Below are 13,703 nucleotides of genomic sequence, written 5' to 3'. Positions count from 1 at the left end.
GTATTTCTATCGAGTGACAGATATTTCACAACCGCAGGTGGGACACGGTGCGCGCCACGGTGCCGGTCCGCGGCGCGGCGACGGTGGCAGGATGAGGCGGTGACACACCTGGGTCCGGGCCGTCCTCGCGTCGATCAGCGCAGCCGTCGCGGGCGGACGCCGCGCGCCGAGATCCTCGACGCCGCAGCGGAATTGTTCACCGCCCACGGCTACGGCAGCACATCCACGCGCGGTATCGCCGATGCGGTGGGTATCCGGCAGGCCTCGCTCTACCACCACTTCGCCGCCAAGGACGACATCCTGGACGCGCTGCTCGCCGAAACCATCACCGGCGCACTGGAATTGGCCGAGCGGTTGCGCGCCGAACCCGAGCCGGCGGCGGTTCGGCTGTACGCCCTGGCCCGCGCCGACGTGCGCCAGCTCTGCGCCGCCAAGTGGAATCTCGGTGCCCTGTATCTGCTGCCCGAACTGCGCAGCGACCGATTCGCCGACTTCCGGAGCCGCCGCGCCCGGTTGCGGCGCCACTACGAGGACCTCGCGGCGGCGGCGATCGAGGCCGCACCCACCGGCGTCCCCGGCGCGCACGTGCTGCCGTTCCGCATGGTGGAGACGGTCATCAACATCCGCTCCGACGAGGGCGTCGCACCCGATTACGCGGAAACCAGCATCCCCGACGCGGCGCTGCGCCTGCTCGGCGTCACCGACGACCCCGCTGTGCTGCGCGCCGCCGCCCAGCAGCTACTCCGGCGACTCGACGCGGGCGAATAGTCCGGCAGGTTCGCGACGCATCCCGCGGGTACCTGCCGGGCTCGCCGGTCCCGGCGGTCCCGCCGCGCGGATCGGCCCGGTCCGGCGCGCCGCTCGTGGGCCGATGCACCGGTCATGGGCCGGCCGCCGTCCACGGTCTGTTCGCCGCCCGCGCGCTGACGGCCGCCCACGTGCCGACCGTAAGGGGCGGTTCTCGATCCTGCTCGGCCCGCCCGGTGTCGTTGCCCACCGGCCAGGTTCGCGGCAGGCCCTTCGCATCAGCGACATTGCCGTGCGATCCGAGCCAGCGCGGTGTGGTCGGCTGCGGTGATCGGCAGCCCGTACTGCGCTGCCGTGGTGAGGTACTTTCCGGCGTAGAAGCAGTGATAGGCCCCGGCGGGTGGAAGCCAGTCCGCGGGTGTGCGATCGCCTTTGTCCATATTGGCCGGGCCGTCGACGGCCAGCAGGTTGAATTCGATGTCGTTGGCGAAGCGCACCCGCTGTTCGGGCGACCAGGTCGTCGCACCCATATCCCAGGCGGCGGCCAGTGGATAGACGTGGTCGATCTGCACGTCCCGGGCCCGCGCCTTGTCGAAGCTGATCGAGCGGCCGGTGTACGGATCTCGCAGGGTGCCCGCGAGCACCACGCACTCGCGGGTACCCGGCCGGAATCTCACCTCGCGCAGTTGCCGTGCCAGCACGCCGTTGCGCGAATCGCATCCGTCGTGCCCACCCGGCCCGTCCTGATCGTCCGACCACGCCGGCCCGAACACACATCCGTGCCCCGCCCCGCAGTCCCGGTCGTACCCGCCCGGATGTGGCCGCCGCGCCACCACGGCCACCGCGCCCAGCAACTGCTCGATCCGAGCCCGGCTCGGACTGCCCGGCGCGGGGTCGGGCGCGCCGACGATGCCGCACCCCGTCATCGCCATGACCACGACCACCACCGCTGCCCGCCCCGCCCGACGTCCCCACCGCATACCCCAGATCTACCTGCCGCGCCCGACAACTTCGGTGCCGAAAGACCTGCACGGGGTGCGTTCGTTCGATACGCACGAATCGAGCGCCGCTGCGGCCGCGTGACCGCCTCCGGCACGGCGGCCCGTGACGATTGTTTCCCGGCCTCGGCCGTCTTCGCAGCGATCGAGCGGACAGCTGCACCACCCGGACCTCGGAGTGCCGGACCGACCCGTACCGGCGCGGCACCCCCAGGGCAGCGCACCCCGCCGCCCGGCCACGACCCGGCGTGTCGGTGCGGGCTGATTGGATGGAAGGCATGCTGCACGGTTTGTGGTCGCCGGGGTCGGGGTTGGTGCTGTGGCGCCTGCCCGAGTCGGTGGCACGACCGGAGGAGGAGGCATTCGGCGAGCTGCCCGATCCGCTGGGGGCGATCGCGCGGTCGGCGCGGTTCCGGCATCGGGTGCGGGTGCTGGTGCCCGGGGGAGCCGGGCCGGAAGTGGTCGAGGTGCGCGGGCATGCCTTGGCGCCGGAGGTGGCCGCCCGGGTGCTCACCCAGGCCCTGCCGGAGACGGCGGTGGCGGCGGATCTGCGTTTTCTCGCCCATGTGGCCCGCGGACTGCGGCGATGGGTGCGAGCCGGGCGGATCGTGCCCGAACTGCATCGCGCCGACGGCGAGTGGTGGGTGCGGTGGCGGCTGGTGGGTGGGCAGCGGCAGCGGGCCTGGCTGGCCGAACTGGCGGCCGCGATGCCACCGGCGCTGCGGGTGCCGGATGCCCGGTCCGCGGCCTCGATCCTCGAAGACTTCGTCACCGAGCTCGCCGACCCGCTCGTCCGGCTCGAGCTGAGCGTCCCGGAACCATCGCATCCGCTGACGGCCGCATTGGTCGCGGAGGTCCCGCTGGAATCGGGATCGCATCGGGTGGCCTCGGTGCTCGACGAGTGGCGCGCGAGTCTCACCGTCGGCGAACCGGAACTGGTCCTGCGCCTGCTCGAACCGGACGACGATCCCGACGACGACCCGCAAGCGGTCGCCGCCCTGTGGCGGCTGGAAGTCTGTCTGCGTTCGGAAGGTGAAGCGCCGCAACCGGTTCCGATCCAGGGCGACCCGGCCTTGATCCGGCTCGCCGGGGAGAAGGTGGCCGCCGCGGTCCAGGCCTACCCGCGGCTGCAGCAGGTACCGCGCGACCCGTACGGGATGGATTTCCTGCTCCCGACGCCGGTGGTGCAGGAGCTGGTCGCCCACGGTGCGCACGAATTGCGTTCGGCGGGTGTGCGTCTGATGCTGCCGCGGGCATGGCGCATCGTCTCGCCGAGTATGCGGTTGCGGGTACAGTCCCCGGCCGCCACCGAAACCGCGGTCGGCCTCAGCGGATTGGTCTCCTATCGCTGGGAACTGGCCCTGGGGGATACGGTCCTCACACCGGCGGAAATGGGCCGGCTGATCCAGGCCAAATCGGATCTGGTGCGGTTGCGCGGCCACTGGGTGCAGGCCGATCAGCGCAGCCTGGCCGCGGCGGCCGCCTATCTGGAGGGCAAGGTCGACGAACGTCCGGCGACACTGACGCAGCTGCTCGGCGAGATCGCGGCCACCCAGGTGCGTCAGGTTCCGATCCAGGAGATCACCGCGACCGGCTGGGTCGAGGAACTGTTCGACGGTGCCCACTCCGGCGACCCGGTCGATCCGCCCGCCGGTCTGAAGGCACAGCTGCGTCCCTACCAGCTGCGCGGACTGTCGTGGCTCGCGACCATGAACCGTCTCGGCTGCGGCGCCATCCTGGCCGACGATATGGGCCTCGGCAAGACGGTACAGGTGCTCGCCTTGTTGCTGCACGAGAATGAAAGTGCCGCAACGAATTCCGTTCCGGGGCCGACCCTGCTCGTGTGCCCGATGTCGGTGGTCGGCAACTGGCAGCGCGAAACCGAGCGCTTCGCCCCGGGGTTGCGGGTGCTGGTCCATCACGGCTCGTCGCGCCGCTCCGGCGCGGAATTCGACGCGGCCGTGGCCGATTCCGATCTGGTGCTGACCACCTACGCGCTGCTGGCGCGCGATGTGGAGGAGTTGAAACGCCAGCCCTGGGAACGCGTCGTCCTCGACGAGGCGCAGCACATCAAGAACGCCGCCACCCGCCAGGCCCGCGCCGCCCGCGCGATCCCGGCCCGCCATCGGCTGGCGCTGACCGGAACTCCGGTGGAGAACAGGCTCGAGGAACTGCGGTCGATTCTCGATTTCGCGGCGCCGAACGTGCTGGGCAAGCCGTCGGAATTTCATGCGCGCTTCGCGGTGCCGATCGAACGCGAACACGACGAGAACGCGGTCAGCCGCCTGCGCGCCGTCACCGCGCCGTTCGTCCTGCGCCGGGTGAAAACCGATCCCACGGTCATCTCGGATCTGCCGGAGAAGTTCGAGATGACGGTGCGCGCCAACCTCACCGTCGAACAGGCCGCGCTGTATCAGGCGGTCGTCGACGATATGCTCGCGCAGCTGAAGGCCTCGCGCGCCACCGGTTCCGGCGCGGTGAACATGGCTCGCCGGGGTGCGGTCCTGGCCGCGCTCACCCGGCTCAAACAGGTGTGCAACCACCCCGCGCACTTTCTCGGCGACGGGTCGGCACTGCTGCGGCGGGGACGCCACCGCTCCGGCAAGCTGGCCCTGGTCGAGGATGTGCTCGAATCGGTCCTGGCCGAGGGGGAGCGGGCGCTGCTGTTCACCCAGTTCCGCGAATTCGGTGATCTGATCACCCCGTATCTGAGCGAACGGTTCGGTACCGCGATCCCGTTCCTGCACGGCGGCGTCGCCAAGAAGCGCCGCGACGCGATGGTGGAGCGCTTCGCCGAGGCCGACGGCCCGCCGATCATGGTGTTGTCGCTGAAGGCGGGCGGTACGGGACTCAATCTCACCGCCGCCAACCACGTGGTGCACCTGGATCGCTGGTGGAATCCGGCGGTGGAGAACCAGGCCACCGACCGCGCCTTCCGCATCGGCCAGCGCCGCGATGTGCAGGTGCGCAAACTGGTCTGTGTCGACACCATCGAGGAGCGCATCGACGATATGCTCACCGGCAAACAGGAATTGGCGAATCTCACCGTCGGCACCGGGGAGAACTGGATCACCGAACTGAGTACCGACGAATTGCGCGACCTGTTCATGCTCGGCGCCGAGGCGGTGGGCGAATGAGTCCGGCGCCCGAGTTTCCGGTTCCCGATTTCAGCGTCTACGGCAAGCGCCGTCCGGTGCGCGGCGGCGTCGAACCTCGCAGCCGCCGTGGGTCCTTCGCGCGATCCTGGTGGGGACGGGCCTTCCTCGAAGCCGTGGAACAGGTCGCCGACGCCGGCCGGCTCTCCCGGGGCCGCACCTACGCCCGCTCGGGACAGGTCGTCAACTACCACATCGAGCCCGGCGCGGTGGCCGCCGAGGTTCAGGGCAGTCAACCGCGGCCGTTCACCTCGGTGCTGACGTTGCGAGTGTTGCGCGACGACCGATTGGAGGAACTGGTCGATCAGGTCCGCGGCACACCCGGCATGCTCGCCCAGCTCGCCTCCGGCGCCCTGCCGCAGGAGCTCGGCCCGCTGCTGTTGCCCGCTACCGCCGCCGAACTCGATTTCTCGTGCACCTGCCCGGACGACGGCTGGCCCTGTAAACACGTCGCCGCGCTGTGCTACATCGTGGCCGAACGCCTCGACGAGTCCCCGGCGATCATGCTGACCCTGCGCGGCCTCGATCTCGACACGCTGATTCGCGGGGTGCAGGAGGACAGCGGCCCGACGGTCTCCGACGACATCTACGGCGAGAACGTGGTTCTGCCCGACCTTCCGGCGCCGCAGTTCCGTGCGGCGATCGAGGACCTCGATCCGATTCCCCTGCGGCAGGCGTTGCGGATGACCAGTGAGGACGAATCGGCCGCCGAGGCCGGTATGCGGGAACTTCGCACCCTCTACCGGGCCCTGGAGAGCTCGGGCTGACCATATGCTGGCGTGGTGTCCGAAGATCCCGTCGACGATCTGGATGCCGCGGTTGCGCTGCGGCGTCCGGTGCGCCGGGTGGTGTCGCTGGTCCCGTCGCTGACCGAGGCCATCGCGGTGAGCCGCCCGGAGTTGTTGCTCGCGGCCACCGATTGGTGCACCCATCCGCCGGAACTGGCGGTGGAACGGGTGCGGGGCACGAAGAACCCGAATCTGCGCCGGATCGCCGAACTGGCACCGGATCTGGTGGTGTGCAATCAAGAGGAGAACCGCCGCCTCGATGTCGAGCGAATGCGCGAGGCGGGAATTCCGGTGTGGGTCACCCGGATTCGCACCGTCGACGAGGCGTTCACCTCGATGACGCGGCTGTTCCGCATCGCCCTGGGTGGTGCGGTGCCGTCCTGGCTGACCCGGGCCCGCGCGGTCTGGTCCGAGCCCGCGCCGAATCCGCCGATCGATGCGGTGATCCCGATCTGGCGCAAGCCGTGGATGGTGGTCGGCCGCGACACGTTCACCGCGGATCTCGCCGGTCGCCTGGGTCTGAACCTCGTCCACGCGACGGGAGCGCAGCGCTATCCCACGGTGACGGAATCGGAACTGGTGCAGGGCGTTCGGCTGGCGGTGCTGCCGGACGAGCCGTACGTCTTCACCGCGACCGATGGTCCGGAGGCGTTCGCGGGCATCCCCGTCGCCCTGGTGAGCGGCCGCGACCTCACCTGGTACGGCCCGTCGCTGGTCGAGGCGCGCGAGCGGCTGGCCGCTCAGCTGGCCCGCGCGGTCGGCAGCTGAGCCGTGACCTGTTCGAAGGTGTAGTCACTCAGATCGAAATGGGTTGCGCGCCAGGCCGCTTCGACGGTACTCATCGGTTTCAGCGGCACATCGCCGTGCTTGTCGAAGTAGTAACTGTTCGAGACCGCGCAGCTGTCCTGCCAGAAGACCTGCCCGCCGCGTCGTTCCAGCATCTCCCGGAAGTATCGCTCGTTGGCCGCCGCGGTGACCTCGATGCGGTGCGCGCGCTTACCGCGCGCATGACGTAGCAATCGCAGGATGTGGGAGGTCTGCATTTCGATCAGCGTGAAATACGACGAGCCGTTGTATCCGTAGGGTCCGATGATCGAGAAGAAGTTGGGAAAGCCCGGCACGCTGACGCCCTCGTAGGCCTGCAGGCGGTTCTCGTCCCACCATTGCTCGAGGTCACGGCCGCCGACCCCGGTCATGTCGAAGGTCGGCATATTGCCCGATTCCATGACCTTGAAGCCGGTCGCGAGGATCAGCACGTCGGCCGGATACTCGGTGCCGGCCGCCGTGCGCACGCCGGTAGGGGTGATCTCGGCGATCGGATCGGTCTCCAGCGTCACGTTGTCGCGGTTGAAGGTCGGCAGGTAATCGTTGGAGAACCCCGGCCGCTTACATCCGAGCGCATACCGCGGCGTGAGTTTGTCCCGGACCACCGGATCGTGCACCTGGCGCCGCAGATGGGCCAGCCCGGAGCGCTCGCCGAGGGTGGCCAGGGGCAGATTCGAATAGTAGTGCGCCGACAGCGGGAAGGTCAGTTCGACGAACGCCTGGCTCACCAGACGCGAAATCGCCTGTCCGCCGGGCAGATACCGCAGCGCCCAGCGGGCGGGCGTGGGCAGCGTGGCGTCCGGCCGCGGCAGGCACCAGATCGGGGTGCGCTGGAAGACCGTCAGCTCGGCGACATCCGGAGCGATCGAGGGAATGACCTGCACCGCGGACGCCCCGGTCCCGATGATCGCCACGCGTTTCCCGCGCACGTCGCGGTCGTGGTCCCAGCGCGAGGTGTGCATGGTCAGGCCCGAAAACGATTCCACGCCAGGGATATCCGGTAGCTTCGGCCGGGTCAGCACACCGGTCGCGCCGATGACGTAGCGCGCGGTCAGGGTTTCCCCGTCGCCGGTGCGCAGCGTCCACACCGAGGTGTCCTCGTCGAATTGCGCGGCGGTGATCGTGGTGCTGAACCGGATGCGCGGTCGCAGCCCGTATTTGTCCACGCAGTGTTCGGCGTAGTCCTTCAGTTCGCGGCCGGGCGCGTAGATGCGCGACCACCGCGAACTCTGCTCGAACGAATACTGATAACTGAACGAGGGGATGTCCACGGCGATGCCGGGGTAGGTGTTCCAATGCCAGGTGCCGCCCACGCCATCGGCGTCGTCGACGATCAGGAAGTCCCGGAAACCGGCCTTCCGTAAGGCGATCGCCACTCCGATACCGGAGAATCCGGCGCCGACGATGATCACTTCGTGGTCGATGGCCATGACTGCTCCCGTGCCGTCCTCGGCCAGGGCACCTGACTGGCCGCACCTGCCACCAATTAACCGCGCGGTGGCCGGGATGTCAACGCCCGGCCGTCTCAGGCCGGGCCGTAGGCGCGCAGGAAGGCATCGGCGGCGCCGTCGGCGATCTCGTCCAGTTCGGCCGATGCCAGGGTGCGGGTGCCCAGCCGGGAACGCGCCTCGAGCGGTCCGGTAAGGAGCGCGAGGAAATGTTCGGCGGCGAGTTCGGGATCGCATCGGCGCAGCCCGCCCGAGAGCGCCAGCCGCGCGAACCGGTCGGCGAGGGTCTGCGCCAGGCGCAGCGAGGTGCGTTCCTGCACGGTCAGCACCAGGTCGGGAAAGGTGCCCAGCTCGGCATAGGCCAATGCGCGCAAGGCGTGCGACCGCGGCCCGGCGCAGATGTGCACGAGTTCGCGCGCGGTGGCGGTGAGCGCCGGACCCGGGTCGCCGTCGGCGGCCCGCAGTGTCTCCACCGCGGCGAGACATTGTGCGCCGACCTGGTCGGCGGCCGCCTCGACCGTGCTGCGGAACAGCGTCTCCTTGTCGCTGAGGTGGTTGTAGACGGTGGGTTTGGCGACCCCCGCCTCGTCCGCGATCTCCTGGACGCAGGCGCGGCCGTAACCGCGCCGGGCGAAGACGTCGAACGCGACGTCCAGGATCGCCTGGCGCTTGTCGATGCGTCCCCGCGTGGCCGGTGCCTTCGTCACCTCCGCATCGTACGTCCAATCCGATGGACTGCTCGGTCAGCTCTTGCGGACTTCCCGATCAGTTCATTAGATTGAACTTGCTGGTTCAATCAGGAGGTACGAATGATCATCCACACGCTGCGCTTCGCCTTCCGGCCCGAAACGTCCGAGGCGGACAAGGAACGGGTCCTGGCAGCCATCCGCCGTACGGCTTCGGTCGAGTCGGTGTCGTTCTCGGCCGTCGGCCAGGCCGTGCTGAACAACCCCGACGACGGCTACACCCACGCCTACTACTTCGGTATCGAGGATCTGGCGGCGCTGGAGCGGTATATGCACGACCCGATCCACCTGGCCGGTGATCCGGAGATCATTCCGCACTTCGCGAAGCTGCATATCGGTCCCGACGTCTCCGACGACCCGGACCCGGAGTTGAGCGCGAAGATCTCGGCCGTCAACGACCGCAAACTCGCCATGTACCCGGAGTGGAAGGAACTGATGGCGACCATTCCCGAACTGCGCTTCGGCTGAGACGCCACCACTCACGGGCAGGTGCTCGCACGCGAAATTGCCGGAGGGACAGCGCAAGTGACGCGCCGGTGTCAGGCCAGCAGTTCCGCGTCGATGCCGTAGGTGCGCTGGGCGTTCGTGCGGAAGACCTGTTCGAGTTCCTCGGCGCTGCCGCCCCGGTCGGCCAGTACGTCGACCACCGCCTGTGCGCCGTTGGCGATACTCGTAATAGGTTTGTCCACAGGGTAATTGGAGCCCCAGATGAGACGCTGGGCGCCGAAGACGTCGAAGGCGTGGTGCAGCAGCGGCGCGGTGCGGTCCAGTAGTTCGGAGACCGTGGTCGGAATTCCCCGGACCGGCACCGGGTGGCCGAGGATCGGCATGGCCAGCCCGCTGACCTTGGCCATCACATTGGGATGCGTCGCGAGTGTGGCGATATCGTCGCGCCACTGCACGAACAGTTCGCGGCGCCGGCCCGGTTGGGTGCCGGTGTTCTTGCCGACCGGGCCGAATATCCCGGCCGGCGTGCCGAGGTGGTTGAGCACGATCGTCACCTCGGGATAGCGCCGGGCCAGGGCGGTGACCTGCGGGATCTGATGCGAGTAGACCCACGCCTCGAACGACAGCCCGCGTTCGGCCAGGACCGCGAAGCCGTCGAGGAAGGCCGACTCGGTCAAGGCGCCGTCGGCCCGGCAGAACGACCGCACCCCGGCGTCCGGGTGGTGGGCGACCATGGTGCGTATGCCACGGAACAGTGGTGACGCGGACTGATGCTTGTCGATGAGTTCGGCGAATCCGGGCATCGCGGGATCACCACTGCCGATGATCGCGCCCAGGGCCGGAGTGTCCACGCCGAAGGGCAGGCTGGCCACCCAGCGCGTCTCGTCGGCCTTGGCGTCCGGCGCCCGCCCGGCCCATTCCACCTCGATGTGCACCAGTGCCTCCACCGGCACCGCGCCCAGATCCTCTCGGTAATCCGCGGGCAGATACGGCCGCAGGTAGGCATCGGGAATCCCGACGAAATCGCGGTCCCGTTTGGGAGCCAGCCGTGCGGCCTTGTCGACCGGCACGGGGACGAACCGGAACAGCTTCGCCAGCATGCTGAAATCCCGCGGTGTGTTCAGCGGATCCCATTGGTGGATATGTGCGTCCACAACGCTGATACCGGCGAGGTCCATGGCGCCCTTCCGTCGCGTTCGACTGTCCGCTCTCCGGCATTGTCACACGCGCGAACACACCGGCGGGCCACATCCGAACCCTTGTCACACATTGCGGCGGTATTGCCCGCCGACGGTGAAGAAACAGTCGGTGATCTGCTGCAGAGTGCATACCCGCGCGGCATCCATCAGCACGTCGAAGACGTTGTCGTCGCTGCGCGCGGCGGCCTCGAGCCGGGCCAGGGCCGCCTGCGCCGGCTCGCGGTGCGCGGTGACGAATTCCTCGGTGCGCCGCAGCTGCGATTGTTTCTCGGCCTCGGTGCCGCGGGCCAGTTCCAGCACCTGATGGGTTTCGCCGTTCGGATTGCGGAACGTATTCACTCCGATGATGGGCAGCGTCCCGTCGTGTTTGCGGTGTTCATAGCGCATCGATTCGTCCTGGATGCGCCCGCGCTGATATCCGGTCTCCATCGCGCCCAGCACCCCGCCGCGTTCGCTGATCCGCTCGAATTCGGCGAGCACCGCCTCCTCCACCAGATCGGTCAGCTCGTCGATCACGAAACTGCCCTGCAGCGGATTCTCGTTCATCGCCAGGCCCCATTCCTTGTTGATGATCAACTGGATGGCCAGGGCGCGCCGCACCGATTCCTCGGTGGGGGTGGTCACCGCCTCGTCGTAGGCATTGGTGTGCAGGCTGTTGCAGTTGTCGTAGATGGCGATCAACGCCTGCAGGGTGGTGCGGATGTCGTTGAAGTTCATTTCCTGGGCGTGCAGCGAACGCCCGGAGGTCTGGATGTGGTACTTCAACTTCTGCGAGCGATCGTTGGCGCCGTATTTGTCGCGCATGGTGACCGCCCAGATCCGCCGGGCCACCCGCCCGATCACCGAATACTCCGGATCCATGCCGTTGGAGAAGAAGAACGACAGATTCGGCGCGAAATCGTCGATGGCCATGCCGCGCGCCAGATAGGCCTCGACATAGGTGAATCCGTTGGCCAGCGTGAACGCCAGCTGACTGATCGGATTCGCGCCGGCCTCGGCGATGTGATAGCCGGAAATCGACACCGAGTAGAAATTGCGCACACCGTTGCGGACGAACCATTCCTGGATATCGGCCATCATGCGCAGGCTGAATTCGGTGGAGAAGATGCAGGTGTTCTGCCCCTGATCCTCCTTGAGAATATCGGCCTGCACGGTGCCCCGGACCGTGGCCAGGGTGCGGGCACGAAGCTCGGCCGCTTCGTCGTTGCTCGGCTCGCGTCCGTTGTCCTCCCGAAACCGTTGCAGCGCTTGGTCTATCGCGGTGTTGAGGAAGAAGGCGAGAATCGTCGGCGCCGGACCGTTGATGGTCATCGAGACCGAGGTGCTCGGCGCGCTGAGGTCGAATCCGTCGTAGAGAGCCTTCATATCATCGACGGTGGCGATGGAAACCCCTGAGGTGCCGACCTTTCCGTAGATATCGGGCCGCGGGGCCGGATCGTGGCCGTAGAGCGTCACCGAGTCGAAGGCGGTCGACAGGCGTTTGGCCTCGGCATGTTCCGAGAGCACCTTGAACCGCCGGTTCGTGCGGAACGGATCGCCCTCACCGGCGAACATGCGGGCCGGATCCTCGTTGTCGCGCTTGAACGCGAACACGCCGCCGGTGAAGGGAAATCGGCCCGGCAGATTCTCCGATCGCAGGAAGCGCAGCAGCTCACCGTGGTCGGTGTAGCGCGGCAGCGCCACGCGCGGGATCGAGTTGTCCGACAACGTGGTTCGTCGCAGCGGTGTGCGAATTTCGCGGTCGCGGACGCGAACCACCTGTTCCTCGCCGCGATAGGACTCCACGGTGGCAGGCCAATCTCGCAGCAGCGCGGCGGATTCCGGGGTGAGCTCCGCGCTCGCGCGCGCGAGTAGTCCGGACAGCGTTCGCCGCGCAGCGGACATATCCTCCGGTGCGGGCGTATTCGCGCCCGCCGAATCGTCGGCGCCCGCCGGCAGCTCCGCCAGTACCTGTTCGAAGCGCTGCACCCGCTGCGCCGCCGCCACCTGCCGTCGCGTCTCGGCATGGTAATCGCGGACGGTCTCGGCGATCTCGGCCAGATACCGCACTCGTCCCGGCGGGATGATCTGCGCGAAGCGGGTGGAGGCCCGGGTGTCGACTCGCGGCAGCACCCCGGATTCCAGCGGCAGGCCGCGCGCGCCGAGCAGCCCGGCCAGATGCTGGTAGAGCGCGGTCACCCCGTCGTCGTTGAAGGTCGCCGCGCTGGTGCCGAATACCGGCATATCCGCCGGGGCCGACCCGAACGCCTCGCGGTTGCGCACGAGCTGGCGCGAGACGTCCCGCAACGCGTCCTCGGCGCCACGGCGCTCGAACTTGTTGATGGCCACCACATCGGCGAAATCGAGCATGTCGATCTTCTCGAGCTGCGAGGCGGCGCCGAACTCGGGCGTCATCACATACATCGAGATGTCGACGTGGTCGATGATCGCGGCGTCGCCCTGGCCGATACCCGGCGTTTCGAGAATCACCAGATCGAATCCGGCCGCCTTGCAGGCCAGGATCATCGCGTCGATATTGGTCGGCAATTCGTGCGCGCCGCGGGTGGCCAGCGACCGGAAGTAGACGTGGTCGCTGTCGAGCGAGTTCATCCGGATGCGGTCGCCCAGCAGTGCGCCGCCGCCGCGGCGCCGGGTCGGATCGACGGCGAGGATCGCCACCCGCAGTTTGTCCTGCTGATCGGTGCGCAACCGCCGCACGAGTTCGTCTGTGAGCGAGGACTTTCCGGAGCCGCCGGTGCCGGTGATGCCGAGCACCGGAACGGTCCGGCCGGCCGCCGCGGCCCGCAGTTCGTCCAGATGCGCGGCGGGCAGGGCATCGGCCTGCAGGCAGGTCATGGTGCGCGCCAACGCATGTCGTTCACCGGCGAGAACCGCCTCGATCGCGGCCGGTTCGGTCGACAGATCGACGTCGCAGGCGCGGACGAGTTCGTTGATCATGCCGGGCAGGCCCAGGCGCTGGCCGTCCTCGGGAGAGAAGATGCGCACTCCGGCCGCCGCCAGCCGTTCGATCTCCTCCGCGACGATCACGCCGCCGCCGCCGCCGAAGATCGCGACGTGTCCCGCCCCGGCCTCCCGCAGCGCGCTCGCCAGATATTCGAAGTATTCGACGTGCCCGCCCTGATACGAACTGACGGCCACACCCTGCACGTCCTCGGTCAGCACCGCGTCGACCACCTCGTGTACCGCGCGGTTGTGGCCCAGGTGGATGACCTCGGCGCCCTGGGACTGCAGGATGCGCCGCATGATGTTGATCGCCGCGTCGTGGCCGTCGAACAGGGCCGCGGAGGTGACGAAACGGACGGGGTGGACCGGAACGTGCAGGTCGGCCATGTAATCCTCCACCAGAGGCC

10 protein-coding genes are annotated in these 13,703 nt (G+C 68.4%); 5 read left to right on the top strand and 5 right to left on the bottom strand.

The features are described from left to right. The first annotated feature begins 99 nt into the window (after nucleotides 1-99). The gene (locus tag NMI01S_RS00265; protein ID WP_062994036.1) at nucleotides 100-768 is read left to right on the top strand and encodes a TetR/AcrR family transcriptional regulator; all 669 of its coding nucleotides are present in this window, start codon (nucleotides 100-102) and stop codon (nucleotides 766-768) included. 257 nt (nucleotides 769-1,025) lie between these two features. Here the strand turns inward: NMI01S_RS00265 and NMI01S_RS00260 are convergent, their stop codons facing one another. Continuing rightward, nucleotides 1,026-1,727 carry an HNH endonuclease family protein gene (locus NMI01S_RS00260; protein ID WP_062994035.1) on the bottom strand — a complete coding sequence of 234 codons (702 nt, stop codon included), beginning with the start codon at nucleotides 1,725-1,727 and terminating at the stop codon, nucleotides 1,026-1,028. Between the two features lie 296 nt (nucleotides 1,728-2,023). Here NMI01S_RS00260 and NMI01S_RS00255 point away from each other — a divergent pair, with 296 nt between their 5' ends. Genes NMI01S_RS00255 through NMI01S_RS00245 form a run of 3 tightly spaced genes read left to right on the top strand, consistent with a single transcriptional unit; the run spans nucleotide 2,024 to nucleotide 6,456 of the window. Beyond that, nucleotides 2,024-4,882, top strand: coding sequence for a DEAD/DEAH box helicase (locus NMI01S_RS00255; protein WP_174554410.1), 2,859 nt, complete (start codon nucleotides 2,024-2,026; stop codon nucleotides 4,880-4,882). Beyond that, nucleotides 4,879-5,667, top strand: a complete 789-nt coding sequence (locus NMI01S_RS00250) for an SWIM zinc finger family protein (protein ID WP_062994033.1) — start codon at nucleotides 4,879-4,881, stop codon at nucleotides 5,665-5,667. The genes NMI01S_RS00255 and NMI01S_RS00250 overlap by 4 nt, the downstream gene beginning before the upstream one ends. Before the next feature lie 15 nt (nucleotides 5,668-5,682). Further along, entirely contained in the window at nucleotides 5,683-6,456 is a 774-nt protein-coding gene (locus NMI01S_RS00245) for a helical backbone metal receptor (RefSeq protein WP_062994083.1), read from the top strand. Here the strand turns inward: NMI01S_RS00245 and NMI01S_RS00240 are convergent. Both NMI01S_RS00240 and NMI01S_RS00235 read right to left on the bottom strand, forming a co-directional pair. Beyond that, nucleotides 6,429-7,943, bottom strand: coding sequence for a flavin-containing monooxygenase (locus tag NMI01S_RS00240; RefSeq protein ID WP_062994032.1), 1,515 nt, complete (start codon nucleotides 7,941-7,943; stop codon nucleotides 6,429-6,431). The genes NMI01S_RS00245 and NMI01S_RS00240 overlap by 28 nt on opposite strands. A 95-nt stretch (nucleotides 7,944-8,038) precedes the next feature. Continuing rightward, complete coding sequence (locus tag NMI01S_RS00235; protein ID WP_062994031.1) at nucleotides 8,039-8,668, bottom strand: TetR/AcrR family transcriptional regulator; 630 nt, start codon at nucleotides 8,666-8,668, stop codon at nucleotides 8,039-8,041. 102 nt (nucleotides 8,669-8,770) lie between these two features. On the opposite strand from NMI01S_RS00235, the gene NMI01S_RS00230 reads away from it, so the two are divergent. Then, entirely contained in the window at nucleotides 8,771-9,175 is a 405-nt protein-coding gene (locus tag NMI01S_RS00230) for a Dabb family protein (RefSeq protein ID WP_062994030.1), read from the top strand. A gap of 71 nt (nucleotides 9,176-9,246) precedes the next feature. Here the strand turns inward: NMI01S_RS00230 and NMI01S_RS00225 are convergent, their stop codons facing one another. Continuing rightward, nucleotides 9,247-10,332: an amidohydrolase family protein gene (locus NMI01S_RS00225; protein WP_062994029.1), complete on the bottom strand. Its 1,086-nt coding sequence runs from the start codon at nucleotides 10,330-10,332 to the stop codon at nucleotides 9,247-9,249. A gap of 84 nt (nucleotides 10,333-10,416) precedes the next feature. Next, nucleotides 10,417-13,683 (bottom strand): fused isobutyryl-CoA mutase/GTPase IcmF, encoded by a 3,267-nt coding sequence (gene icmF / locus NMI01S_RS00220; protein WP_062994082.1) that lies wholly within the window; start codon nucleotides 13,681-13,683, stop codon nucleotides 10,417-10,419. Nucleotides 13,684-13,703 lie beyond the last annotated feature (20 nt).

Origin of the sequence: Nocardia mikamii NBRC 108933 (assembly GCF_001613505.1) — a bacterium.
Classification (GTDB): domain Bacteria; phylum Actinomycetota; class Actinomycetes; order Mycobacteriales; family Mycobacteriaceae; genus Nocardia; species Nocardia mikamii.
Note: the sequence above shows the minus strand (reverse complement) of the source record. Positions and strands in the feature narration are given on the sequence as shown.

Bases quoted from the DNA above. Each gene is read 5' to 3' on its own strand.
- NMI01S_RS00260 (WP_062994035.1), bottom strand. From the start codon at position 1,727: ATGCGGTGGGGACGTCGGGCGGGGCGGGCAGCGGTGGTGGTCGTGGTC.
- NMI01S_RS00255 (WP_174554410.1), top strand. From the start codon at position 2,024: ATGCTGCACGGTTTGTGGTCGCCGGGGTCGGGGTTGGTGCTGTGGCGC.
- NMI01S_RS00250 (WP_062994033.1), top strand. From the start codon at position 4,879: ATGAGTCCGGCGCCCGAGTTTCCGGTTCCCGATTTCAGCGTCTACGGC.
- NMI01S_RS00240 (WP_062994032.1), bottom strand. From the start codon at position 7,943: ATGGCCATCGACCACGAAGTGATCATCGTCGGCGCCGGATTCTCCGGT.
- NMI01S_RS00230 (WP_062994030.1), top strand. From the start codon at position 8,771: ATGATCATCCACACGCTGCGCTTCGCCTTCCGGCCCGAAACGTCCGAG.
- NMI01S_RS00225 (WP_062994029.1), bottom strand. From the start codon at position 10,332: ATGGACCTCGCCGGTATCAGCGTTGTGGACGCACATATCCACCAATGG.
- icmF (WP_062994082.1), bottom strand. From the start codon at position 13,683: ATGGCCGACCTGCACGTTCCGGTCCACCCCGTCCGTTTCGTCACCTCC.